General features: G+C 54.9%; 17 protein-coding genes and 1 tRNA gene. 14 read left to right on the forward strand and 4 right to left on the reverse strand.

Annotated elements, in window-relative coordinates; translation table 11 throughout:
• The first annotated feature begins 37 nt into the window (after positions 1-37).
• From B2310_RS07595 to B2310_RS07605, 3 genes are read left to right on the forward strand one after another with little or no spacing between them, the layout of a single operon-like run.
• Positions 38-1,321 carry a hypothetical protein gene (locus tag B2310_RS07595; protein ID WP_290730190.1) on the forward strand — a complete coding sequence of 428 codons (1,284 nt, stop codon included), beginning with the start codon at positions 38-40 and terminating at the stop codon, positions 1,319-1,321.
• A gap of 20 nt (positions 1,322-1,341) precedes the next feature.
• Positions 1,342-1,791, forward strand: coding sequence for a rhodanese-like domain-containing protein (locus B2310_RS07600; protein WP_290727379.1), 450 nt, complete (start codon positions 1,342-1,344; stop codon positions 1,789-1,791).
• A gap of 30 nt (positions 1,792-1,821) precedes the next feature.
• Positions 1,822-3,030: a bifunctional diaminohydroxyphosphoribosylaminopyrimidine deaminase/5-amino-6-(5-phosphoribosylamino)uracil reductase gene (locus B2310_RS07605; protein WP_290730193.1), complete on the forward strand. Its 1,209-nt coding sequence runs from the start codon at positions 1,822-1,824 to the stop codon at positions 3,028-3,030.
• Here B2310_RS07605 and B2310_RS07610 read toward each other — a convergent pair.
• Genes B2310_RS07610 through rho form a run of 3 tightly spaced genes read right to left on the reverse strand, consistent with a single transcriptional unit; the run spans position 2,996 to position 7,101 of the window.
• Positions 2,996-4,333: a sigma-54 interaction domain-containing protein gene (locus B2310_RS07610; protein ID WP_173382003.1), complete on the reverse strand. Its 1,338-nt coding sequence runs from the start codon at positions 4,331-4,333 to the stop codon at positions 2,996-2,998. The two genes, B2310_RS07605 and B2310_RS07610, sit on opposite strands and share 35 nt — an antisense overlap.
• Positions 4,334-4,351: 18 nt before the next feature.
• Positions 4,352-5,158 carry a pyrroline-5-carboxylate reductase gene (gene proC / locus B2310_RS07615; protein WP_290730196.1) on the reverse strand — a complete coding sequence of 269 codons (807 nt, stop codon included), beginning with the start codon at positions 5,156-5,158 and terminating at the stop codon, positions 4,352-4,354.
• 56 nt (positions 5,159-5,214) lie between these two features.
• Positions 5,215-7,101 carry a transcription termination factor Rho gene (gene rho / locus B2310_RS07620; RefSeq protein ID WP_349679644.1) on the reverse strand — a complete coding sequence of 629 codons (1,887 nt, stop codon included), beginning with the start codon at positions 7,099-7,101 and terminating at the stop codon, positions 5,215-5,217.
• A gap of 224 nt (positions 7,102-7,325) precedes the next feature.
• On the opposite strand from rho, the gene folK reads away from it, so the two are divergent.
• Genes folK through panC form a run of 3 tightly spaced genes read left to right on the forward strand, consistent with a single transcriptional unit; the run spans position 7,326 to position 9,346 of the window.
• A complete protein-coding gene (gene folK, locus B2310_RS07625; RefSeq protein ID WP_290730199.1) occupies positions 7,326-7,835 on the forward strand; it encodes a 2-amino-4-hydroxy-6-hydroxymethyldihydropteridine diphosphokinase in 510 nt (169 codons plus the stop codon).
• The gene (locus B2310_RS07630) at positions 7,835-8,485 is read left to right on the forward strand and encodes a deoxynucleoside kinase (RefSeq protein WP_173364894.1); all 651 of its coding nucleotides are present in this window, start codon (positions 7,835-7,837) and stop codon (positions 8,483-8,485) included. The genes folK and B2310_RS07630 overlap by 1 nt, the downstream gene beginning before the upstream one ends.
• Before the next feature lie 9 nt (positions 8,486-8,494).
• Complete coding sequence (panC, locus tag B2310_RS07635; RefSeq protein WP_173364895.1) at positions 8,495-9,346, forward strand: pantoate--beta-alanine ligase; 852 nt, start codon at positions 8,495-8,497, stop codon at positions 9,344-9,346.
• Positions 9,347-9,417: 71 nt separating this feature from the next.
• Here panC and B2310_RS07640 read toward each other — a convergent pair whose 3' ends face one another.
• On the reverse strand, positions 9,418-12,477 hold the full coding sequence (locus B2310_RS07640; protein WP_290730203.1) for a CHASE2 domain-containing protein: 3,060 nt from the start codon (positions 12,475-12,477) through the stop codon (positions 9,418-9,420).
• A gap of 206 nt (positions 12,478-12,683) precedes the next feature.
• Here B2310_RS07640 and B2310_RS07645 point away from each other — a divergent pair, with 206 nt between their 5' ends.
• From B2310_RS07645 to B2310_RS07680, 8 genes are all read left to right on the forward strand, one after another.
• The gene (locus B2310_RS07645; protein WP_290730206.1) at positions 12,684-15,506 is read left to right on the forward strand and encodes a DNA translocase FtsK; all 2,823 of its coding nucleotides are present in this window, start codon (positions 12,684-12,686) and stop codon (positions 15,504-15,506) included.
• Between the two features lie 34 nt (positions 15,507-15,540).
• A complete protein-coding gene (ispE, locus tag B2310_RS07650; protein ID WP_290730209.1) occupies positions 15,541-16,425 on the forward strand; it encodes a 4-(cytidine 5'-diphospho)-2-C-methyl-D-erythritol kinase in 885 nt (294 codons plus the stop codon).
• An 83-nt stretch (positions 16,426-16,508) separates the two neighbouring features.
• Positions 16,509-16,580, forward strand: a tRNA-Gln gene (locus B2310_RS07655).
• A 36-nt stretch (positions 16,581-16,616) separates the two neighbouring features.
• Positions 16,617-17,252: a 50S ribosomal protein L25 gene (locus B2310_RS07660; protein WP_290730212.1), complete on the forward strand. Its 636-nt coding sequence runs from the start codon at positions 16,617-16,619 to the stop codon at positions 17,250-17,252.
• 145 nt (positions 17,253-17,397) lie between these two features.
• Positions 17,398-18,957 carry a PEGA domain-containing protein gene (locus tag B2310_RS07665; protein WP_290730215.1) on the forward strand — a complete coding sequence of 520 codons (1,560 nt, stop codon included), beginning with the start codon at positions 17,398-17,400 and terminating at the stop codon, positions 18,955-18,957.
• A complete protein-coding gene (locus B2310_RS07670; protein WP_290730218.1) occupies positions 18,957-20,771 on the forward strand; it encodes a fibrobacter succinogenes major paralogous domain-containing protein in 1,815 nt (604 codons plus the stop codon). Before B2310_RS07665 ends, B2310_RS07670 begins: the two co-directional genes overlap by 1 nt.
• Positions 20,772-20,773: 2 nt before the next feature.
• Positions 20,774-21,430, forward strand: coding sequence for an FISUMP domain-containing protein (locus tag B2310_RS07675; protein WP_290730221.1), 657 nt, complete (start codon positions 20,774-20,776; stop codon positions 21,428-21,430).
• A 12-nt stretch (positions 21,431-21,442) separates the two neighbouring features.
• Positions 21,443-23,014 carry a fibro-slime domain-containing protein gene (locus B2310_RS07680; protein ID WP_290730224.1) on the forward strand — a complete coding sequence of 524 codons (1,572 nt, stop codon included), beginning with the start codon at positions 21,443-21,445 and terminating at the stop codon, positions 23,012-23,014.
• The last annotated feature ends 15 nt before the right edge of the window (positions 23,015-23,029 follow it).

The raw sequence follows: 23,029 nt of genomic DNA on the forward strand, positions 1-23,029 counted from the left end.
GTGCTGACGGGTCCCAAATTTGTCTATCTTGTGTTGTATGAATGCATTGGTGACGAGTGAATTTGGCATGAACTGGATTATCGTGCTCCTCCTGGTGACGATCATCCTGCTTGTCGTCTGCGGTATTAGCGTTTTCCTCTTGAAGGACAGCATGCGCAGGCAGCACCTCTACGAGCGCTTTTCGGGCAACCTTAACGAATTCATCGTCGTATTTTCGCAAAAGATGGAGTTCCTCTACGGGCTTCCGATGTATATGTCGGACCCCCTTTTTAAGCGCCTGAGCTCGGGAAGCTCGTTCCAGGACCTTCAGGATCCGAAGGACTGGGCCAGGATGACCCTATTCTTCGACGATGTCGAGAAACACCAGAATGTGTCGTTCATTTTCTCCATCAACTTGCCCAAGCTGGATTCGAACCAGGAAAGTAGCGGAATCCAGTGGTACGAGATGAGGGCCGTGGTAGAACATATTTCTGTTCAGGAGACGGACTATGTCTGCTTTATCAGGAACATCACGAAAGAGAACGAGAACAGGAAGGAACGCGAACGCTTGCAGTCCAGGCTCGACAACCTTCTGCAGAATACGGGCGACTTCCTCTGGAATTTCGAAGTCGAGGACCGCAAGTTCAGGCTCCTGACTCCGCTTCTCGACGAGGAACACCGCGTAATCCCTCAATCTACGGGCTACGTGAATGTCCACGAGATGATGCCCGAACCGGATTGGGAACTCTTGAACGCCATGCTGAACAGGAGGGTCAAGGATTTCCATACATTCGGTTCGAGGGGCGACCCGTTTGAATCGATCAAGCTGCGACTGTATGGCCCGGAGAAGACTCTCGTGTGGTACAGCTTCCGAGGAAGCCTCACGACGGACGAACGGAACAACCTTGTGTTCCAGGGATCGGCTCGGCGCATGGACATGATTCTCGAAAATGCGGTCCTCAATGCGGGGGATTACCGTGATTCGATGTTCTCTGCCATGTTCATGTTCCCGGATATCCGCGTTTTCTGGGTGGACCCGAACTATATCGTGCGCGGCTGTAACCAGGCCTTCGTGACCGATTTCCAGATAATGAGCCCGAACGATGCGATAGGCAAGTGCCTTGATGCCGTGGTTAACCAGCAGGCGCTCCCGATGATGATGCGTGCACTGACGGAAGTTTTCGATACGGGCAGGAGCGTCTCGTGGAAGGGCTTTTTTGGAAATATTGGCAAGGGCATCATGTATAACATGGTCCCCATCAAGGGGGCCAACGGTGAAACGGTCTTTGTCCTTGGTGTGTCCATCCTCTTTAACCAGTACGATTTCGAGGACCACCGTTAATTTTTTAAGTGAGGTATGATATGAAAAAGCTATTCGCAATGCTTGCATGTTCAATGTTCATGATGGCCGGCTGCAACGACCCCCAGGCCAAGCCTGCCGCAAAGGCGGAAGCCGCCCCGGCCCAGCCTGCTCCGGCCGAGAAGGAAGCCCCGGCCCCGGCGCCCGAGGCCCCGAAGGCCCAGATTACGAATATCGACTGGGCGAAGGCGCTCGAAATGCAAAAGGCGGGTGCGATGCTGATTGATGTGCGCACTCCGGGCGAGGTGGCGGAAGGGACCGCCGAAGGCTCCGTGAACATCCCGCTGCAGGAAGCCGAACAGAGGCTTGCCGAGTTCCCGAAGGACAAGGACCTGCTGATTTTCTGCCGTAGCGGCAAGCGCAGCATGGCTGTCTCGAACATCCTGATCCAGAATGGCTACGAGCGCGTGTTCAACGTGGTCGGCGGGTTCATGGCGTTTCCGAAAAACTAACGCGGAAAATTGAGTAACGTTACGAACTATATGCGGCTCGCCTTGGATGAGGCGTTCTTTGCCGTGGGGGTGAGCCGACCGAACCCTGCAGTCGGTGCTGTCGTCGTGAAGGACGGCATTGTCGTGGGGAAGGGGCGGACTCAGCGCCCCGGCTCGGCCCATGCCGAAGTCATGGCGCTGCGTGACGCGGGCGAACTCGCCCGCGGGGCGGCCCTGTTCGTGACGCTCGAACCGTGCTGTCACCAGGGCCGCACGCCCCCCTGCACATCCGCCATTATCACGGCCGGCATTTCCGAGGTCTATTTCGCGCATGCGGACCCGAATCCCGTTGTCCGTGGCAAGAGCCGCGGCATTCTCGAAAATGCGGGAATAAAAGTCTACGAGGGCGAGGATGCCTGTGCGCGTGCGCATGTGGCCGAAAATTGGGACGACGAATCCTGTCCCGAGGGCTGCATGGTGATTTCCTCCGGGCAATCGCCGTCGCATGGAGTGGCGGACGAGTCCCTTTTGGAGGGTCGCGAAGTCTATCGCGACGTCGAACGCTATTTCGAAGGCTACGACCATTTTGTCCGTAACGCGACTCCCTTTGTCGAGGTGAAAATGGCCGTATCGCAGGACGGATTCATGGGTGCCGTCGGCCGTGGCGGGGCTCATTTGCCGGTTTCCATCACGGGGGAGGCCGCCAACTGCTGGAATCACGAGTTGCGCGCCATGAGCGATGCCGTTCTCGTAGGGTCGGGGACGCTCCTGTCGGACAACCCGGGGCTTGATGTTCGCTTAGTCCATGGAAACAGCCCCGTTAAAATCGTCTGGGCGCCGTACCGCGAATTTACGGCTTGCGAGGTTGATTCCCTGAAGGTTTTTGGCGATTCCCGGACCCTGGTCTATTCCTGTGTGGAACAGCCTGCGCTCGAATCGAAAGCCGAGGTCGTTCGCTTGCTCGGCGAAGACTTTGCGTCTCGGTGGAAATTCATGGTCCAGGATCTGGGCAAACGCGGCATGCACAGGCTCATGGTCGAACCGGGTGCCAAGCTGGCCTCCATGATTTTCGAATGCGGGCTCTGGGACCGGCTCGACCTTTGGCGTTCCACCGACTGCAGCGTCGAGGAGCGGCTCGAAGAACCCGGTCTAGAAGGCCTTTTGTGTCCTGATATGCCCGAAGAATTGGTCGCCCGCGAATCCTACATGGCGGGGCACGACGTTCTTACTGTATTTTATCGCCCAGGCGAAAATCCTTGACGTTTATGCCCAGGCGCGAAAGCCTGTTGTAGAGGGTCGTGCGCAATAGGCCAAGCTTTTCGGCGGCAAGGCTCACGGATCCCCCGTTTTCGCGGATTTTTGCAATCAGGAACGTGCGTTCTTCCTGGTGCTGCCAATCTTGAAAATCGTTGTAGCTTTCGAAGCTCGAAGCAGAAATGTTGCCCTGTGCTTGGCTCTGGAGACTGGCTGCGGGTTCTATCTGCAGGTCGTCTGCCGTGAGAGTCCCGGGCGCAGTAAAGCACAGCGCACGCTGGATGACGTTTTCGAGTTCGCGGATGTTGCCCGGCCAGCTGTGGTTGCGGAGTTTCTCGAGGGCATCTTCCGACAGCGTGTAGGGTTCGCCCGCGGGCGCGTATTGCCTTATGAAGTAGTTTGCGAGGTCCTCGATGTCTTCCTTGCGTTCGCGCAACGGCGAAAGCTGCACGGGAATCACGTTCAGGCGGTAGAAGAGGTCTTCGCGGAAGCGCTTTTCGCGAATTTCGTCGCGGAGGTCGCGGTTGGTGGCGGCGATGATGCGCACGTCGATATGGCGTGTCTTGTTCGCGCCGATGGGGCGGATTTCCTTGTTCTGGATGACGCGCAGGAGCTTTACCTGTGCATGCAGCGGCATGTCCCCGATTTCGTCGAGGAAAATGGCTCCGCCGTTAGCGTCTTCGAAGAGCCCGATGCGTTCGTTCTGCGCTCCGGTAAAAGCACCGCGCGTGTGTCCGAAGAGTTCGCTTTCGAATAGGGTGTCCGGGATGGCGCTGCAGTTCACGACCACGAACTTGTCGTACATGCAGGCAATCGCGCGTGCGACGAGGTCCTTGCCGACTCCCGATTCTCCCTGGATAAGGACTGGTCCCGTATGCAGGATGGCGCGTTCCACCTTCTTGCGGAGATCCTGCATGGCCCTGCTCTTGCCCACGAGGTGGCTCATGCGTTCCTTGAAGATGAGCCGTGCCTTCTGGATTTCCTTGAGGCGGCTTATCTTGCTCATGAGGTGGAGACGTACGGCTTCTACCGAAAGGATGATGTCGTAGGAGTTCCCCGCAAAACTGTAGGCGTCCGGGCTGTGGGCGTAGGCGAGCACCATCGTTTCGGGATGCTCCCTGTGGATTCTCGGAAGTTCGCGTTCGTTGTCGGCCGCGAAGGAATCAAGGTCCCAGATGACGATGGGTGCCGTTGCCTCTGAGGCGTTTGCGGTGTCGTGCAGGGCTACCGAATAGTTTACCGAGGAAAGCACGTCCTGTATGAACGAGGACGTGTCCGTTTCCTTGGTGAACAGATCGATTGCGGACATCGCTTTTTTGTTCCGGGACTACTTGCCCAGTTCCTTAGAGCGTTCGGTACCGGCGACTACGGCCTTGATGAGGCTCGAGCGGAATGCACCCTCTTCGAGGGCGTCCACGCCTGCAATCGTCGTACCGGCAGGCGAGCAGACCATCGCGCAGAGGTCGCTCGGGCTCTTGCCCGACTGCTTCACGAGTTCCACGCTGCCTTCGATGGTCCCGAGGGCGAGCTTGAGGGCCACATCGCGGGTTAAACCGGCTTTTACGCCGCCGCGGGTAAGGCCTTCGATAAACTCGAACACGTAGGCGGGGGCACTACCGGAAAGTCCGGTGACGGCGTCCATGAGGCTTTCGGCGACACGGCAGGTGACGCCGATGTTCCCGAAGATTTCTTCGGCAGCCTTGAGGGTCGCTTCGTTGACGCCGTCCGTCGCGAGCGCGACGGTGCCCTTGCCGACAGTGAGCGGCAGGTTCGGCATCACGCGGAGCACCTGGTTCTTTGCGCCGAGAACTTCGACGAGATTCTTGCGGGCGACACCCGCCATGATGCTCACGAAGGTCTTTGTGCCCTTGAGGGCCTTGACGGCGTTCTTCCATTCGGTGGCGACGAGCTTGAAAATCTGAGGCTTCACGCAGAGGAAGGTGATGTCGGCCTTCTTGACGCCTTCCGCGAAGTTCTTCACGCGGACGCAGCCGAGTGCGCTTACCGCAGCCGCGGCAGCATCGCTCGGGTCAAAGAAGAATATGGACTTGGGGTCAACTTTCGCATTCAGGAGCCCGCGCAGGATTGCGCCGCCCATGTTGCCCGTGCCCGCAAAGAAAATTTTCTGGTTCATAACCTTAATCCTTATATAAAATCATCCATTATCAATCATCAATTATCAATTAATTATCATCCATTCATGGACGTGAGGAAGTCGCGGTTCGTCTCGAACAGCTTGAGCTTGTCACGCATGAATTCCATGATTTCGACGGTGGTCATATCCTGCAGGTAGCGGCGCAGCACCCAGACGCGGCGCAGTTCCTCGTCGCTAAGCAGCAGTTCTTCCTTGCGGGTGCCGGACTTGAAGATATCGATGGCCGGCCAGATGCGCTTTTCGGCGATGCGGCGGTCGAGCACGAGTTCCATGTTGCCCGTACCCTTGAACTCTTCGAAAATCACTTCGTCCATGCGGCTGCCGGTCTCGATGAGTGCCGTACCGATGATGGTGAGGGAGCCTCCGTTTTCGATTTTACGTGCGGCACCGAAGAAGCGCTTGGGGCGCTGCATGGCGTTCGCGTCCACACCGCCGGAGAGGATCTTGCCGGAATGCGGGATGACAACGTTGTTCGCGCGGGCAAAACGCGTAATGGAGTCGAGCAAAATCACCACGTCGTTGCCGTGTTCCACGAGGCGTTTCGCCTTCTCGAGGACCATGTCGGCCACCTTGATGTGACGCTCGGGCGGTTCGTCGAACGTGGATGCGAGCACTTCGGCCTGGATGTTCTTGCCGGCCCTGGTGGCATCGTCCTTGAGGCGGTCGATGAGCTTCCTCATTTCGGTCACTTCTTCGGGGCGTTCGTCGATGAGGAGCACCATGAGCTTCACTTCGGGATGGTTCACGGTGAGCGCCTGCGTCACGTTCTGGAGGAGCACCGTCTTACCGGTACGTGGGGGCGCGAGGATAATGCTGCGCTGGCCCTTGCCGATGGGGGTGAAGAGGTTCATGATGCGTGTGCTGTATTCGTCCTTCTTCCATTCCAGATTGAGCTTTTCGATCGGGTGGATGGGGGTGAGGTATTCGAATGCCACACGGCGTTTCGTCTTTTCGGGCGGTTCGAAGTTCACTGTGTCGATGCGCATCAGGGCGAAATACTTCTCGCCTTCGCGTGGCTGGCGCACCTGGCCCGTGATGGTGTCGCCCATCTTGAGGTCGTAGCGGCGGATGATGTTCCTGCTGATGTAGATGTCGTCGGGGCCGGCGAGGTAGTTGTGGTCGGGGTTGCGGAGGAATCCGTGGCCGCCTTCCGGGATAATCTCGAGCACGCCTTCGGTGTATATGGGAGTCTCTTCGCCACCGGTAGAAGAAAGGATGCTGTAGACGAGGGCCTGCTTGCGCATGCGCTTGTAGTCTTCGATGCCGAGTTCTTCGGCGCGCTGCTGCAGTTCGAACATCGGGAGCCCGCGGAGTTCGCGCCACTTTGCCTTTGCGGCCGCCACTACTTCGGGCGGCGGCGGGGGCAGCTGGATGCTCTCGTCGATAAAGTCGTCTTGCGGGAGGTTCCTGTTGTGGCGGTTCTTGAACTTGTTGAACTTATTGAACTTGCCGTTGTTCCCGTTGTTATTGTTGTTATTGTTGTTATTGTTGAACTTTCCGTTGTTGTTATTGTTGTTGAACTTGCCGCCGTTCTGCCCGTTGTTCTGGCCGTTGTTTTGCGGGTTGTTCTGACCGTTTGCCTGTGCACCCTTGTTCGGGTCGGCTTCGGGCTTTGTTGTATCGGCAGGAGCTTCCGCTTTTTCTGCCTTCGGTTCCGAAGGTGCGGATTCGACAGCCGCGGGTGCCGGTTCGGGGGCCTGTTCGGAGGCCGGCTGTTTTGTCTTGGAAGATTCTTTGGGTTCCGGGGCTTCGGCTGTTTTTTTGGAGGGCCTGCCGCGACGCTTGGGCTGGGGTTCCGCACCTTCGGCGCTCGGAATCGGCTGCGCTAGGTCGCCGAGTTTCTCGTAGTCGATGGGGGAGTTTAAATCAATGGTGTCGGAAAGCAGTTGCGGTTCGTCTTGAACCTTCTTTTGTCTAGGCACTATTCGTTCCTTTGGCTTGTATGATGTTGGGTAGAATAAATTTTCCAGAAGATAGGGCCCCGCTCGGAGGTTCCCTCGGAATTCACGTATAAAATACAAAAAAAAATGATGTTTGTCATAAAAAATGCTTTTTTCGATGGAAAAAAGAAAAAAAGATGATTATCCAGCAAAAAAAAGGAATAAACGGGACTCAAAATTTTTCTGCAATAGCTATATTAAAGCACGTGGAATCACTAGACCGCGTTTTTGTTGCGCTAGGAAGCAATTTAAGTCCCCGCTCCCGTAGGCTTGCCGAAGGACGGGACATGCTTTCGCGCATATCTTCGGGCGGGTGGCTTGAAAGCCCGATTTACGAGACTCCTCCGGTAGGTCCGGAAGGGCAAGGTCCCTATTTCAACCAGGTCGTGAGTTTCTGGTACGATGGGGATCCGAAACGCCTGCTCCATTACCTCAAGGGATCCGAGGTCGTACTTGGACGCAAGCCCCGCGGTCACTGGAATTCCCGTGAAATTGATCTCGACCTGCTCTATTTCGGCAACAAGGTCATGGCCGGCCGGCCGACGATCCCGCATGCCGAAATTCCCAACCGCCAGTTCGTGCTTGTCCCCCTGAATGACATCGCGTCGGACTGGGTGGACCCGTTGAACAATTGTACCGTGAAGGAAATGCTTGCAAACCTCGTCGAAAGCGAAGGCAAGATTCCGTTCCGTACTATTACAGCGGAGGAACCGTAATGCTGACCGAAAAAGGTGTTCACTTTCTCGCCATCGAAGGCGTTATCGGCGTGGGGAAGACCACGCTTGCGCGAATTATCGCCGAGCGCTGGAACGCCCTCTGTATCGAGGAAAATTACGAGGAAAACCCCTTCCTGGAAAAGTTCTACGAGAATCCGGAACCCTACGCCTTCCAGACGCAGCTGTTCTTCTTGCTCGAACGCCACAAGCAACTTCAGCATTCGGCGCTCCAGAGCGACCTTTTCCACGACCTGCTCGTAAGCGACTACACCTACGACAAGGATGCCATATTTGCGGCCCAGAACCTCTCCGACAGCGAATTCGCCATGTACGAGCAGGTATCGAAGGCTATCGAACACGAGATTCCCCGACCGGACATGGTCGTCTACCTGCAGGCGAGCATCCCCACGCTTTTGAACCGCATCAAGAGTAGGGGCCGCCCCATGGAAAGAGCCATCGAGGGAAACTACCTGAAGGACCTCCAGAGCCGCTACGACCACCATTTTTGGCACTACTCGCATGCGCCCGTCCTGATTATCAACACGGACCATATCGATTTCGTGCACAACGAAAACCACCTGCAGCTGGTGCTCGACGCCATTGCTGCATGTCCCAAGCAAACGACTTATTTTGTTCCAGAAAGTAATTAAGAAGGTTATATGCAAATCATTGATTCAATCGAAACACTTCGCAACACCCTCAAGCCGCTCGCGGCATCCGGCAAGACCATCGGTCTTGTTCCGACGATGGGGGCTCTCCATGAAGGCCATGGGGCGCTTATCAAGGCGTCGGTAAAGGATTGCGATATAACGGTTGTCAGTGTTTTCTTGAATCCGATTCAGTTTGGCAAGAACGAGGATTTGGACAAGTATCCCAAGCGTCTCGAAGCGGATGCGAAATTGGCTGAATCACTGGGTGCCGACTTTGTTTTTGCTCCCAGCGTCTCTGAGATGTATCCGGCCGGCGATCCGCTGACGATGGTGCGCGACGAGACTCTCGAGAGCCTCTACTGCGGAGCCTACCGTCCGGGCCATTTCCGTGGCGTGCTGACGGTCGTCTCGAAGCTGTTCCTCATCACGAAGGCGAACCGCGCCTACTTTGGTGAAAAGGACTACCAGCAGGTGTTCCTCATCGAACGCATGGTGAAGGACTTGAACTTTGACATCGAAATCAAGCGCGTCCCCATTGTCCGTGAAAAGTCGGGCCTTGCGCTTTCGAGCCGCAACGAGTACCTTTCCGAAGAAGAACGCACCCAGGCGCTCGGAATCTCGAAGGGTCTCGCTGATGCGAAGGCCGCGTTTGTCGCGGGCGAGAAGGGTGTCGCTAAACTCCGCGATATCGTGGTGAAGTCGATTCTCTTGAACCGCGGCCAGGTCCAGTTCGTCGAGGTCGTGAACCAGAAAGACCTCCAGAAGTTCTCGGGTGTCCTCAAGGCGTCGGACAAGGCGGTCATTCTCGTCGCCGCGTTCTTCGGCAAGACGCGCCTCATCGACAACATCGAGCTCAACTAGCGTGTTCCATCGGATATGAAAAGAGCGCCGGCAATTTGCCGGCGCTTCTTGTATTCGGGGCCTTGGACCGATTATTTTTCGGTGGCCGTGAACACTCCGTCCCAGGTTTCGCCGGCAGCGACAGGCGGGTTGACCTTGTAGCTTTCGCAACGTTTGATGTAGACGTGCGAAGGTGTCGTCTTGCTGCCGGGGTCGCGGTCGGGATGGTGGGGCTCGTAGTCGAGGCACTGCGTGAACAGTTCGATGGCCTTGTCCCACTCCATGGCGAGGTAGGCTGCGCGGGCCTGTTCCCAGATTTCGACGAGCTTGAGGAGGTTCGCTTCGTTCTCGCATCCGGTGCGCTCGAGAAGTTCGAAGGTACGGACCGGCTGGCTCTTGCCCACCACGCGGATGGTGTCGAGAGAACGGTAGATGAAACGGCCTTCGTCGAGGTGCTTTTGGGTGTCCTCGCTAATTTGGATGTAGGCCCCGTATTGCTTCGCGGCACTTTCGAGACGAGCTGCGAGGTTCACGGCATCGCCCATCATGGTGTAGTTCTTGCGGGTTTCGGATCCCATGTTTCCGGTAACGATGTCGCCGGAGTTGATACCGATTCTCATGTGCATGTCGTGGACCACCTTGGGCCATTTCTGGTTCTTGTGCTCATCGGTTTCCACGGCCCACTTCTTGCGGAGTTTCATGAGTTCGCTCTGCATGCCGACAGCCGTGTCGCAGGCGTTCTGCGCATGGTTGGGCAGGGGCATCGGCGCTCCGAAGAACGCGATGATGGCGTCGCCTTCGTATTTATCCAGCGTGCCCTTGTTGTGGAGCAACGTGTCGGTCATCTTGGTCAGGTATTCGTTCAGCAGGTCGACGAGCTTACTCGGGTCACCAATTTTTTCGGAGAAGGTGGAGAAACTTGCGATATCGGTAAAGTAGGCCGTGATATTGAGCTTTTCACCGCCGAGCTTGGGCATAACTTCGTTGTTCACCATCTCGTCGATCAGTTCGGGGGAGATATACTGCTTGAACGCGTCGTTCAGGAACTTCTTTTCTTTGTTTTCGAAATAGAACTGGACAACCTGTGCAGCGACGTTCGTGAGCAGCATGGCGAGGAGCTGCTTAGAGACGCCCAGGTAGATGCCGCCCTGGAAATAGCGGAACGCGATGAACGCGTAGGCTCCCATCATCAAAAGCGATATGCCGATGGAAATGTAGCTGCGGACGAACAGGCCGAGCAGCATGCACACGATGGCGAGCAGGATGACGATAATCTGCTGGTAGTGCTCCGCGAGGTTTACGATGTAGTTGTCGTTCAGGATGTTCTGGATAATGGTTGCGTGGATAAGCACGGCGGGGTTGTTTTCTTCGTGCGGGCCTGGCACAAAGTCGAACAGTGCCGGGGCGGCGGACCCGAGGATAAAGACCTTGCCCATGTAGAGACCGGGGTCCTGGCGGTTGTTGGTGACATCGTAGTAGGCGACATGCTGGAACGGACGCATTTCGGGGTCGGTGTTGTAGCGGCCGATGTAGTTGACGAGGAATCGGCCGTAGTTGTCGATGGGGACGCGTTTGCGGTTGCCGAAGCGGAATTCTTCACCGGGCTTTAGGCTGTCGACCTTGTTGTTGGGTGTTCGGGCGATATCCTGGAGCACCTTGTCGCTCAGGATGTCGAGATTCGATTTCCATGTTTTGGCTTCTGCATCGTAGCGGAGGTCAACATCGATGGAAAGGTGGATAGTGCGGTTCTCGGGAATCTTTTCGAGAGAATCCTTGAAATAGCGAATCGTGTTCAGGATGTAGGGGGTGATAATGAATTCGTCGTCATTGTTGGAATCTTCCACGAGGAAGTGGTCGGGGGCGTCCTCCTCGGTATCGCGCTTCATCACGACGCCTTCGAAAATTTCTTTTTCTTCGTCGGCTCCGATTGCGTTCATTTCGTCCCCGTCAATCGTATCGGCGATTTTGAGAAGCGTGCTAGAGAGGTCTTCGTCAAGGGATTGGCCTTCGAAGAGCATGAACAGGGGTTTCCCGTTTTCGCTCTTGCGCACGGCGACCTTCGTCGTGATGTCGACGAGTTCGTTTGTCGCGCGTTTGATGGCATCCGGGCTCTTGAGGAAATTGCGCAGCTGGAGGAACATGGGGTAGCTGAACTGCGGGTAGGTGACGTGGAACTTGTCTGTGGAGTCCTTGTAGACGCCGAATGGCTTGCCGAGGTCGATGTATTTGCCCATCTTGATGACCACGTTCTCGGGCTTCTGGTGGAAAAGGTGCAGCGTCGTCATGAGCGACATCGTGGAATAGATGCGGCTGGGGACGTCGGGGTAGACGTAGGGGTTCGGGAATCGGTAGAGCATCGAAACGTGGCGCACGACGCCGTCATCGTCGGGGTAGGCGTTCACGGAACCCATCTGCGCGCCTGCGTGTGCGAGTTCGGGGTAGATGTTGTCGAGCAGGGTCTTCGTCTCGACATATTCTACGGAATCGACCTGCGATTCTGCGAACGTGGAACCGAACCCGAGTTCTTCGGCGCGTTCGTATTTCGCCAGTTTTTCCCACATGGTCTTGTGCTTGAACGAGGTCGTTTCGTCCATCATGAAGCAGACGATGGCATTCCCGCTCTCCTCGATGTTTTTCACCATGAGCGAGTCGAAGTTGTAGTGCGAGCGGATGCTCGTGAAAAGCGTATCCCAGGGCTTGGTGGAGTCCACCGTATTGAGGATGCTGATGGCCTGGTTCGCCTTTTTCTCGCCGAAGTCCGCGTCCTTGAACAGAATATCGAAGCCGATCGCCGATGCGCCGCCGTCACTCAGGTTCTTGATGACGTTTGCATGGATGGAACGGTCCCACTCGTTGTAGTTGCCGAGCTTGGTAAGGGAAGGCTCGTCTATATCCACGATCATGATGTTCGGGTCGAAGCTCTTGCTCACGGCGACCTTGCCGTCCTTTTCAAGCTTTTCGAATGTCTTGCCGGTCTTCATCTTGAAGAACTGGTCGTAGAAGAAATTCTCGAGGTCTTCGGCGGTAGAGCGCATCACCTCGACATACGGATCCTGCGCGTTACCAAGGAAAAGAATGAGGAAAATGATGACTGCAGTAATAACGGAACCGACGCCGATTTTCTTCAGTTTTTTCAATAATTTCTTGTTCATGCTGTCAATAATAATAAAAGAATATAAACTATATTTCGTAAGTAAACTCGAAGGAGCGTATTTTGGCTGAACGGAAAAAGACTTCTAGTAAAAAAACAAAAACAAAGTCGGCTGTGAAGGGAACCGAACCTGGGGATTTGCCATTCGGAGTTATTTTGTGCGGATGGATTCTGGTCGGTGTAGGCCTGGTGCTTTTGTTAGGTTGTGTGAGTTCTGTCTATAGCGGCACCGAAGGCAACTGGCTTGGCCCTTATTTCGGCAAGCTGATTCCCGAAACGTTCTGCTTTATCTTCGGCAAACTTCCTGTTGTTGCATTTACGTTTGCTCTTGTGCTTTGGGGCCTTTGCCTTGCGCTCCGTCCGGTACGGATGCGGGGGATAGGGCTTGCTGTCGGCATGAGCCTTCTTACGATTGATCTTGCTTGTCTCCTTGCGCTCAAGAATTATGGAGAATCGCAGCTGGGCCGCGACGTGTTGATGATGAACGGCGGCATCGTGGGCCAGTTTTTCTGCAAGAACATTGCGGAACCCGTTTTCGGCAATGTGTCTGCACTGGCTCCGTTCCTGTTGCTTCTTGCGGGGCTGGTTCTGATTCTTGTCATCTCGTTCGGGTTGCGACCGAGGCATTTTGCTTTTGTCGTAAGCGGATTCCGTTGGCTTGTAGGGCTCTTCATGAAGCGCGGAAAAGATGACGAAACCGCCGAGGAAGATGATACCGAAAGTGGCGTGGTGAGCGAGAATATCGGGCTTTCGAAGCGCAAGGGCATCACGTTCCTCGACGACGACACGATTTTCAAGGAACCGGACGGTTTCAAGCTCAAGCATAAAGGTAAGCTCAAACCCTTTAGTGCTCGCAAGAACTGGATGGAAACTCCAGTGTTGGCCCGCGGAAACGGCGAAGAACTGGACGAGTCGACTGTCGCTCCGACGATTGCGCCGACGATGCCCGCCGCTCCGGTGGCTGCGGACCAGGCGATTGAACCCGATTTTACGGGCGAAGATCCTGAAATCTTGCGCCTGGAACAGCAACTGCGTGACAACTACCGCAACATGAGTGCGCTCGAAATCAAGGAAATCAGGGACAAGATTGCCGAAATCCGCCGTGCCCGCGAAATGCTCAACTGGGAACGCGCCCACCAGAACAAGATTGTGGTGAAAGGTGCTGTTCGTGGGACTCAGCCCGATGCTTTGCCGGCCGAAACGCGCGATGATGCCACCGTGGTCGCAGAAAATGAATCTGAAAGGACCGTGGTCGCTGGACAGAAACAACCGGATGTGGCTCCGAGGATCGCCGCATTCCCCGGAACAGAAAAAGATGATGAGCCGACGCTGGCTGCGGGTGGCGACGCTTCTTCTGAAGAAGAGACCTTTATGCCCGAGATTGTCACGAGCGACGAGGCGGAACGCGACCCGACAATGGAACAGGATCCGACATACGAGGCTCCGAACCAGATTGGAACATCTTCTTCGGGCACCTCGTTTACGGGTGGTGCCGCTAACGGGATACCACAGCCCGACCCGACGGTGCATTACGACCCGTACCGCATTCCGACGGTGGATGAAATTCTGGACAAGCACGATCCGCAGCCTGCGGACTACACCGAAGAGGAACTCAATGCGATTGGCCGCATGCTCGAGGAAAAGCTCGAGAACTTCAAGGTGAAGGGGAAGGTGGTCGGTTGCGAGACTGGCCCCGTGATTACGCGCTTCGAGGTGGAACCGGGCCCGGGCGTGAAGGTAAGCCAGTTCAGCGCGCTGCAAGATGACCTCGCGATGGCCCTGAAGGCGGTCTCTATCCGCATCCTCGCGCCGATTCCTGGAAAGGGCGCCGTGGGCATTGAAATCCCGAACCGCAAGATGCAGACCATCTTCGGGCGCGACATCTTCGAGAGCGATGCGTTCAAGCCCTCGCCGGACAAGATTATCATGGCCCTCGGTAAGGATATTTCCGGCGAGCCGTTTGCGATGGATTTGGCGAAGGCCCCGCACCTGATGATTGCGGGCCAGACCGGTTCCGGTAAATCCGTGTGCATTAACGCCCTCATGGCGAGCATGCTTTTGAGCAAGACTCCCGACGAGTTGCGTATGATTCTCGTGGACCCGAAGGCGGTGGAACTCAAGATGTACGAGAACATTCCGCACCTGCTCGCTCCCGTGATTACCAAGCCCGAAGTCGCCATCCAGGCGCTCCAGTGGCTCTGTTACGAGATGGACCGCCGTACCGAAGTGCTTGCGAAGGCGAAGGTGCGTAACCTCAACGGCTTTAACGAGAAATTCGATGCAGGCCTGCTCCCCGAAGACGTGCCCGATACGGACCGCGGCCACCGCATGGCGTTTATCGTCGTGATTATCGACGAAATGGCAGACCTCATGATGGTCGCCGGGAAGGAAATCGAGAAGAACGTGAGCCGTCTTGCCGCAAAGGCGCGCGCCGTGGGAATCCACTTGGTGCTTGCGACCCAGCGCCCGTCGGTGAAGGTGATAACCGGTAACATCAAGGCGAACCTGCCGACGCGTATCAGCTTCAAGGTGGCCTCCCAGGTGGACGCGCGTACCGTGATGGACCACGCCGGTGCCGAGAAGTTGCTTGGCCGCGGTGACATGCTGTTCAAGGCGGTGAATGCACCCGACCCGGTGCGCGTACACGGCGCATTCCTGAGTGACGAGGAAGCGGAAAAACTTGCCGACGCCTGTAGCAACCAGAACGTCTGTTACCCGCAGCTCGAGACCTTCGAGGTCGAGGAAGCGGGCGGGGAAGGCGATGACGACGATGGCAATGCCGCAATGAACGAGAAGAAGGACAAGCTCCTGTTCGAGGTGGCCAAGTGGGCCATCGAATGCGGGAACGGCCTTTCTACCTCTGCCGTGCAGCGTCACTTCAGCGTGGGTTACAGCCGTGCAGGCAAGATCGTGGACCAGCTTTACGGCATGGGCCTGTGCGCCCGCAGTACCGGCAACTCCAAGCCGCGCGCGATGCTTATCGGCATGGACGAACTCATGCAACTCGAACGCTCCGGAGCGTTTAGATAATGTGAAGTGTGTAGTGTGAAGTGAGAAGTTTGAAATGACTATGAAAGAATTTGCTCCCGCTAAAATCAATCTTTTTCTCGATGTCATCCGCAAGCGTGAGGACGGCTATCACGACTTGGGAACGGTTTTCCAGACGGTAGATGTCGGCGATACGCTTGAATTCAGCGCCCGCGACGACGGAGAAATCCACCTGGAGTACAGCAACCCGCAGGAATACCCCGTGGAATCGGACCTCGTGTACAAGGCGGCGGTCGCACTGCGTTCGCATGTGGGCAACAACGACCTGGGTGCGGATATCTTTTTGGACAAGATAATGCCGCTCGGTGCAGGCCTTGGCGGTGGTTCCGCCGATGCAGCAGCGGCGCTCCGCGCGCTGAACCGCCTCTGGGAGTTGCGGTTGCCGCCTGCGGAACTGGAACGCATCGGGGCAAAGCTCGGGGCTGACGTTCCCTTCCTGGTCAGAGGCGGCACGGCTTTCGCCGAGGGCATCGGCGATCGTTTATCGTTTATCTCCCCGCTCGACCTGCCTGCAGGCGAGGTCCTGCTCATCGCGACCCCGCACGACGCTGTCCCCACCAAGGATGCCTATGCGGGAGTACCCAAGTCCGGGCCTGACCGCTGGGAAGGCTACAAGCTCGCATGGGAAACTGCCTCCGATGCGGAACGTTCTTTCGGCGGGCCGCTGCTCGATTCAGGCGCATTCTTCAACGCTTTCGAGATTTCCGTTTTCCCGAAGCACCCGCTCGTTGCCGCGATGAAGGACAAGTTCTTGGACCTCGGGGCGAGGGTCGCCCTCATGAGCGGCTCCGGCGCATCTGTCTTCGGAATATTTGTCGACAGGCAGCAGGCTGAAGCCGCCGCTGAAACCCTCAAGGCATACTCCCGCTACATCGCCCTCACCAAATTTTGGCACAGTTAGCGTCAAAAATGCCCTTTTTAGGCATGAAAAGCGCATTTCCCCTTTGAAAAAGGGGATTCTTTTTTTATATTTGCGCCCACCATTGGGGTATCGTCAAGTGGTAAGACAACGGATTTTGATTCCGTTATTCGTTGGTTCGAATCCAGCTACCCCAATGAATCTTTTAACAATAAACCAAATTGGAGTCTACAATGGAACTCACAAAACTCGCAGCAACCTCGAGAGTGCTAGGCAAGAGCCGCGACTGCGCCCGTCTCCGCAAGGAAGGCAAGATCCCGGCCGTCTATTATGGTAAGGGTCAGGAGTCTGTGAATATCAGCGTCAGCGCTATCGATGTTCGCAAGGTTCTCGCCCCGGGCAAGCGTTACACCCTTCTCGACCTCGAGATCGACGGCAAGGCCGGCAATCCCGCTGTCATTTACAACTACCAGAAGGATGCCATCACGCAGGCGATCACCCACATCGACTTCATCAAGATCAGCGACGACTCCAAGGTCAAGGTCCGCGTGCCGGTGAAGCTTTCCGGTCTTCCGGTCGGTGTCAAGACCCAGGGCGGCCTCTTCTCTCAGGAAACCCGCTACCTGTACCTCGCCGCCAAGCCGGCTTGCATCCCGACCGTCCTCGAAATGGATATTTCCGATTTCGAGACGAACGTGACGTTCTACGCCAAGTCCTTCAAGCTCCCGGAAGGTTGCGAGCTCGCCAGCCTCCCGCGCACGGTGATCTTCTCGATTACCTCGAAGTCCAAGAAGAAGGACGACGCTGCCGCTACGGAAGCTGCTCCGGCCGCTGCCGCTGCTGCTCCGGCTGCCGCCGAAGCCAAGTAATTTTGCCTGGTTTTGCAAAGGGGCCTGCCATTTGTGGCGGGCCCTTTTCGCATGCACGGAGGAAACTTTGAAAAATGTGTCAAAAAGTTCACATTGGGGCCCGCTGGGTATTGCTTTATTGCAAAAAAAAAATTATTTATGCGGTATGAACCGTCTTATCCATATTTTTCTCGTTTTGGCTTTCTTTACGGGAGCCTCTTTTGCTAAGCATGTTGCGGTTTTGGAGACAGTCTCCGATACCAAGGACCTCTTGTCTCCTTCGGAACGTATATATCTCACGAATACACTTCGTGAAGAGGCGGTCAAGGAACTCCCTGCCGAGTTGGAATACACCATCATGACCCGCGAGAACATCCAGGAAATGCTTCCGCCGGGCAAGGCCATTGAGGACTGCGAGGGCAGCTGCCTTGTGGAAACGGGTAAGAATATTTCCGCCGATTACATCTGCCAGGCGCGTGTCGGTAAGGTGGGCTCCAAGTTCTCCATCAGCACCGAAATCTATGAGACGTCCACAAACAAGCTGGTCGCCAGCTTCAACGGACTGGGTGCCGATGTCGAGGCCTTGATCGAAGTGATTATGGCGAAGGCTCCCGAGTTCTTCAGGAAGGTTCGCGGCGGTGCGAAGGGGATTATCCGCACTGGCTTTGACGGGGCCGGCAACCAGTCCTTCGCGATACACGTTTCGACTAATCCTCCCGGTGCAGCCTTGAGTATCGACGGGCGTCCTGTGCCGAAGTGCAATTCGACCCCGTGCCAGATCCTCCTCGAATCGGGAAGGCATCGTTTTCTGGCGGTCCTTGATCATTACGAGGATGCGGAAGGATCTTTCGATATAACCGGGAACGGCCAGCAAGTTTCTCTCGACCTCGTGCCTCGCTTCGGAACGCTCGTTGTCGAACCGCAGCTCAATGGCGGTGGCACACTCGATGAACTGGAAATGACCCTCGACGGGAACAAGGTGAAGGCTGGAAAAATCGAACTTGATCCGGGCGTTCATTCCGTGGAACTTTCTCACCGCTGCTACAATCCCGCTTCTTTCAAGGTCGGAATCTACAAGGGCAAGGAAGAAACTTTTAGAGACGCGCTTGTTCCGATTCCCAGCGGAATCGCGTTATCGGCGAGCAAGCCTTCGGGTGAACTGTTGAAGCTGCCCGTGTTCGTCAATGATGCTCCCGTAGGTGAGACTCCCTACTTGGGAAGCGTTCCCCTGTGTTCAAAAGTCGAAATCGGAGAAGGTGCCACAAGGACGGCTCTCAAGCTGGACCTCGTTGCTGGCGAAACCACCGAATACGAATATACGGTCCCGGAAAACGGTGGGCAGGGCAAGGTCTCTGGACGCAAGAGGAGGGGTGGCGCGGCAAGGCCTGACGTAAGTACGACTCCGACAACCAGTACGACGCCTCCCAAGGGAACGAGCGTGCCGACAAATGTGCCCAGTTCTTCCTCGTCGTCATGGAGCCTGGTTGACCATGCCGCATGGCTTCTGCCTGTATCGGCAGTTCTTGCGGGAGCAGGGCTTGCCATGGGTATAGTCTTCAATATCGATGCAGAAGAACAGTACAAATCTGCCACTGCCGACAACTATAAAGAAAATATGGATGCCGCTAAGCAGTCTCAGATGCTTCGAAACATTGGATGGGTTTTGACTGGAGTCGGTGGATTCGGTTTTATTCTTGGTACAACATTCTTAATCATAGACTTCTGATGAATAGAAAATTTCAGATATTGCTTGCTTTGCTTGTAAGCCTTGTGCTTTCGGCCTGTACCGACTATGCCCAGAAAATCAAGGACGAATTCGATCCGGATGACGCTAGCATGGCTGCTAATGAGATTAAGGAAATTTCGTACGGATACATGACGGACGATCGTGATGGCCAGGAATATCGGACAGTTAAGATTGCAGGCCAGGAATGGATGGCGCAAAACCTGAATTACTATATCGTGGACACCTATTGCTATGATGACAATTATCAGAATTGTGATACGTATGGCCGTCTTTACAAATGGGATGCCGCTTTGTATGCCTGTCCTGCCGGTTGGCACTTGCCCACAAAAGAGGAAATAGATATAATGATAAAGAATGTGGGTGACAGGTCTACGGCTGCGACAGTGCTCAAGTATACCAAACTATGGGATGATAGGGGTAATGGTACGGATTCCTTTGGCTTTGGTGCATTACCTGGTGGCTTGTTGGGCTATGAAGGATATTTTGATGGAATCGGCCTTACTGCTGGGTTCTGGAGCTCGACCGAGGGGGATAACGATACCCTTGCCGACTACCTGATCATGCGCAGTGATTATGATGAGGTTCGTCTGAATCAAGGGAGCAAGAATTACGGTTATTCCATACGCTGCCTTTATGGAGAAAGCGATCTGTCTTCAAGCAGCTTGGGGCCCAAGTCTTCATCCAGTCAACACCTGTATGGGGAATTCTTTGACGATCGCGATAGCCGGACCTATAAGACTATAGAAATCGGCTCGCAGACATGGATGGCCGAAAATCTCAGATTTGAAATGGATGACGGTTATTGTTATGATGATGATATGAGCTACTGTGAGAAATACGGTCGCCTCTATGTTTGGACTGCAGCACAGGACGCTTGTCCGGATGGCTGGCACCTGCCTTCGCCAGAAGAGTTTGATACTCTGCTTGCGACGGTGGGGAATAATGCGGCCGAGAAACTGATGGCGACGAATAGCTGGATAGACAGTGAGGGAAAAAATTCCTTTGGCTTTTCTGCACTTCCCGGCGGATTTAGGGGGAATTCTGGAAACTACTCCGACGAAGGTTCAATGGCGTTTTTCTGGAGCAACGCCAAGGCTTCAAATGGTACTTCTGGATATAATCTGATAATAGACCGCTTTGGAGATGCTTCAATCCATGGCGAATATGATTCTGCCGATGGAAACAGTGTCCGTTGCATTATGAATGGCGAAAATTATAGCTCTTCCAGCAGCGCGGAATCCTCTTCTTCATCTGTTGTCTTTTACCAGGATGAAGACCTCTTTGATGATCGCGACGGACGGACATATAGAACAGTGACGATCGAATCGCAGACGTGGATGGCGCAGAATCTTAATTTTGTGACGGAAAACAGCCTCTGCTATAATAACGATGAGTCCAGTTGCGATACGTATGGCCGTCTTTACAAATGGCAGGATGCGCAGCTCGCTTGCCCTTATGGATGGCATTTGCCGTCGAAGGATGAATTCGAAACTTTAATTACGGTTGCCGGCGGCTATGAGATAGCGGGGAAGACGCTCAAATCTACTACTGGCTGGTGGGATACCGGGAAAGGAGAAGGCGGAACTGATGATTTTGGATTTACGGTGCTGCCGGCTGGATACATTAACACTAACGAAGCTTTCATCTCTAAGACCGCTGTGACCTTATTTTGGACATCCTCTGTAAATGTGGATCGAGTATATACACTGAGTTTTTCGTATTCCGATGATACCGCTTCTATGTTCCTCAATGACACGAAAGAATCAAAATCTATCCGTTGCATTAGAGACTGATTATGACGAAGTTGATTGACATCCTTGTCCTTTTCTCGTTGATGTGCTTCTGCGCCTGCACCGACTATGCTCAGCAAATCAAGGACGAATTTGAACCGGATGATGCAAGCGGTTCGTCGGCGACTACGGAAGATAATCCTCTGCCCTCGTACGGATATATGACGGACGAACGTGATGGCCGTTGGTATAGTACCGTTAATATAGCAGGTCAGGTATGGATGGCGGAAAATCTCAATTTTGATACAGGAAAGAGCTATTGCTACGATAACGATGACAGGAACTGCGATATAGCAGGAAGATTGTACGAATTTAAAGATGCCTTTGTGGCCGCCTGCCCCGATGGCTGGCATTTGCCTTCTGCTGAAGAGTTTGAAATATTGATTAAGAATACGGGTGGTGATGTTAATGCCGAATCTTTAAAATCGGCGAGTGACTGGGACGGAAATAATTCATCCGGTTTCAATGCTTATCCTGCAGGACAAAAACGATTTGCCGATAATTATACCGATATGGGTTCTCTCGCCATTTTTTGGAGTGCAACGCAAGACGGTGCTGATGCCCATGCATTAATGATTATCAATATAGGATTGGCGTCTGTTGCATCTGTTGTCTTTGAACCTATTGAACAGGCTTTTTCTGTCCGCTGTGTCAAGGATTAAAGAATTAGTACCATGAAAAAACCTCGCAATTTTGTTCTTTCTGCTTTCGTTCCCCTTGCCATGTCGGCCCTGCTTGTGGCATGCAACGATAACCCGCAGAGGCCGCACGGCAATTACGGCGGCCCCAATGGCCCCGACGAAAACGAGAATCATGGGAGCAATCCCCAGAACGGTGGCACGCCTTCGAGCAGTTCCGAGACCGTCGTAAACACGGCCGAGGCTGGCGGTATCACGTTCGACCTGGTTATCCGCGATTTCCAGGTGACGCATCCGGACTTCGAGAATTTCTCCAGCGAATATGCGAGCAGGGGAGACTATAATTATTGCGAACTCAAGGGAGCTACGTCAGGGCTTTGTGGCGAACTGATTCTCAATGCCGGTTTGCCGGGGTACGATGCTTCCTGGTATGCGCTTGAAGCTTATCATATGACTTGCGGCAACGTCAACTCCAAGACGGGAGCCTGGATTGGCCAGGATGGATTGCCGAATGTGGTGAACCTGATGTTGCCGACTTACCTGCAAAGGACGACGGCGACAGATACGCTCAAGTATGGCGAATGTGCCGACAAGGAAGAGTCGGGACGTACACGCCATGGTTATGCGAAGGTGACCGACGCGGCGGTTCGTGGCTCCAAGTGTACCGATGTCATGTGGTCTAATCCCGTGTACTACACTCCCGGCATGGTGCAGCCTCACCTTGCGTTCACCCCGGATCCAGAGACGGGCAAAATCGACATGCTCGACGGCGTGAAAATCCTGAAGGCAGGCGAACTCTGCGACAACCAGTTCTTCGACCAATGGTATAGTGACGATAATTCCTTTGCTAAGCGCACCAATACGGCTCTCGTGATTCCCTCCGATGCGTCCAATGCCTATTCTATCGATTACAACTACAGCAACGGCGGCTATTTCCCTCTGGATGTTGTCGATGCTGTTACTCTCAGTTTCAAGTCGGTGGCAACGAAGGAGAACGGCGGATGCACGACGGACCAGTGTGAACAGTGGGGGCCGCAGTCGCTTTCCATTACCTGTCCGCCGTACGATTACCAGTATGCGCCCGACCAGAAGGATGCGATGAACGCCAGTACCGATCAACTCTGTGCGGCATGGCTTGTGAATGGCGGTCCTAGGTCTCCGGATGCGGCTATGGCAGCGGCCGGGGCTGCGCCTTATAATGTTGGCTTGCATCACCTCCGTAATTTCGGCTTTACGGAAATGGGCTACGTGAAGTTCAAGTACCGCTCGGCAAACCAGGTTCCCAGTCCCGAAGTTTTCGAAATTGCGGGCGATGACGACATCTGGGTGTTTGTGGACGGCGTGCTGGCCATCGACCTCGGCGGAACGCATTCCCCGACGCCCGGCAGCATCGACATGTTTGTCCTTGCGCGGAACGGACACGGTTGCCATGCGGGTGAACCTTTGGCTGATTATTCGAACTGTGACGGTGTGACCGATGCGACCGGCTGGGCCGATGACACCTGGCACCATCTCCACTTCTTCCATGCCAAGCGCCAGACGGGCGAATCCAATTTCCTTATCCGGACGAACCTGGGCGAGGTCGCGTCTAGCCGCTACGCCCCGTAACGCTTTTCTCTAGGT

It is taken from the genome of Fibrobacter sp. UBA3629, assembly GCF_002374005.1.
In the GTDB taxonomy this organism is placed as follows: domain Bacteria; phylum Fibrobacterota; class Fibrobacteria; order Fibrobacterales; family Fibrobacteraceae; genus Fibrobacter.

Bases quoted from the DNA above. Each gene is read 5' to 3' on its own strand.
- B2310_RS07595 (WP_290730190.1), top strand. From the start codon at position 38: ATGAATGCATTGGTGACGAGTGAATTTGGCATGAACTGGATTATCGTG.
- B2310_RS07600 (WP_290727379.1), top strand. From the start codon at position 1,342: ATGAAAAAGCTATTCGCAATGCTTGCATGTTCAATGTTCATGATGGCC.
- B2310_RS07605 (WP_290730193.1), top strand. From the start codon at position 1,822: ATGCGGCTCGCCTTGGATGAGGCGTTCTTTGCCGTGGGGGTGAGCCGA.
- B2310_RS07610 (WP_173382003.1), bottom strand. From the start codon at position 4,333: ATGTCCGCAATCGATCTGTTCACCAAGGAAACGGACACGTCCTCGTTC.
- proC (WP_290730196.1), bottom strand. From the start codon at position 5,158: ATGAACCAGAAAATTTTCTTTGCGGGCACGGGCAACATGGGCGGCGCA.
- B2310_RS07630 (WP_173364894.1), top strand. From the start codon at position 7,835: ATGCTGACCGAAAAAGGTGTTCACTTTCTCGCCATCGAAGGCGTTATC.
- panC (WP_173364895.1), top strand. From the start codon at position 8,495: ATGCAAATCATTGATTCAATCGAAACACTTCGCAACACCCTCAAGCCG.
- B2310_RS07640 (WP_290730203.1), bottom strand. From the start codon at position 12,477: ATGAACAAGAAATTATTGAAAAAACTGAAGAAAATCGGCGTCGGTTCC.
- ispE (WP_290730209.1), top strand. From the start codon at position 15,541: ATGACTATGAAAGAATTTGCTCCCGCTAAAATCAATCTTTTTCTCGAT.
- B2310_RS07660 (WP_290730212.1), top strand. From the start codon at position 16,617: ATGGAACTCACAAAACTCGCAGCAACCTCGAGAGTGCTAGGCAAGAGC.
- B2310_RS07665 (WP_290730215.1), top strand. From the start codon at position 17,398: ATGAACCGTCTTATCCATATTTTTCTCGTTTTGGCTTTCTTTACGGGA.
- B2310_RS07670 (WP_290730218.1), top strand. From the start codon at position 18,957: ATGAATAGAAAATTTCAGATATTGCTTGCTTTGCTTGTAAGCCTTGTG.
- B2310_RS07675 (WP_290730221.1), top strand. From the start codon at position 20,774: ATGACGAAGTTGATTGACATCCTTGTCCTTTTCTCGTTGATGTGCTTC.
- B2310_RS07680 (WP_290730224.1), top strand. From the start codon at position 21,443: ATGAAAAAACCTCGCAATTTTGTTCTTTCTGCTTTCGTTCCCCTTGCC.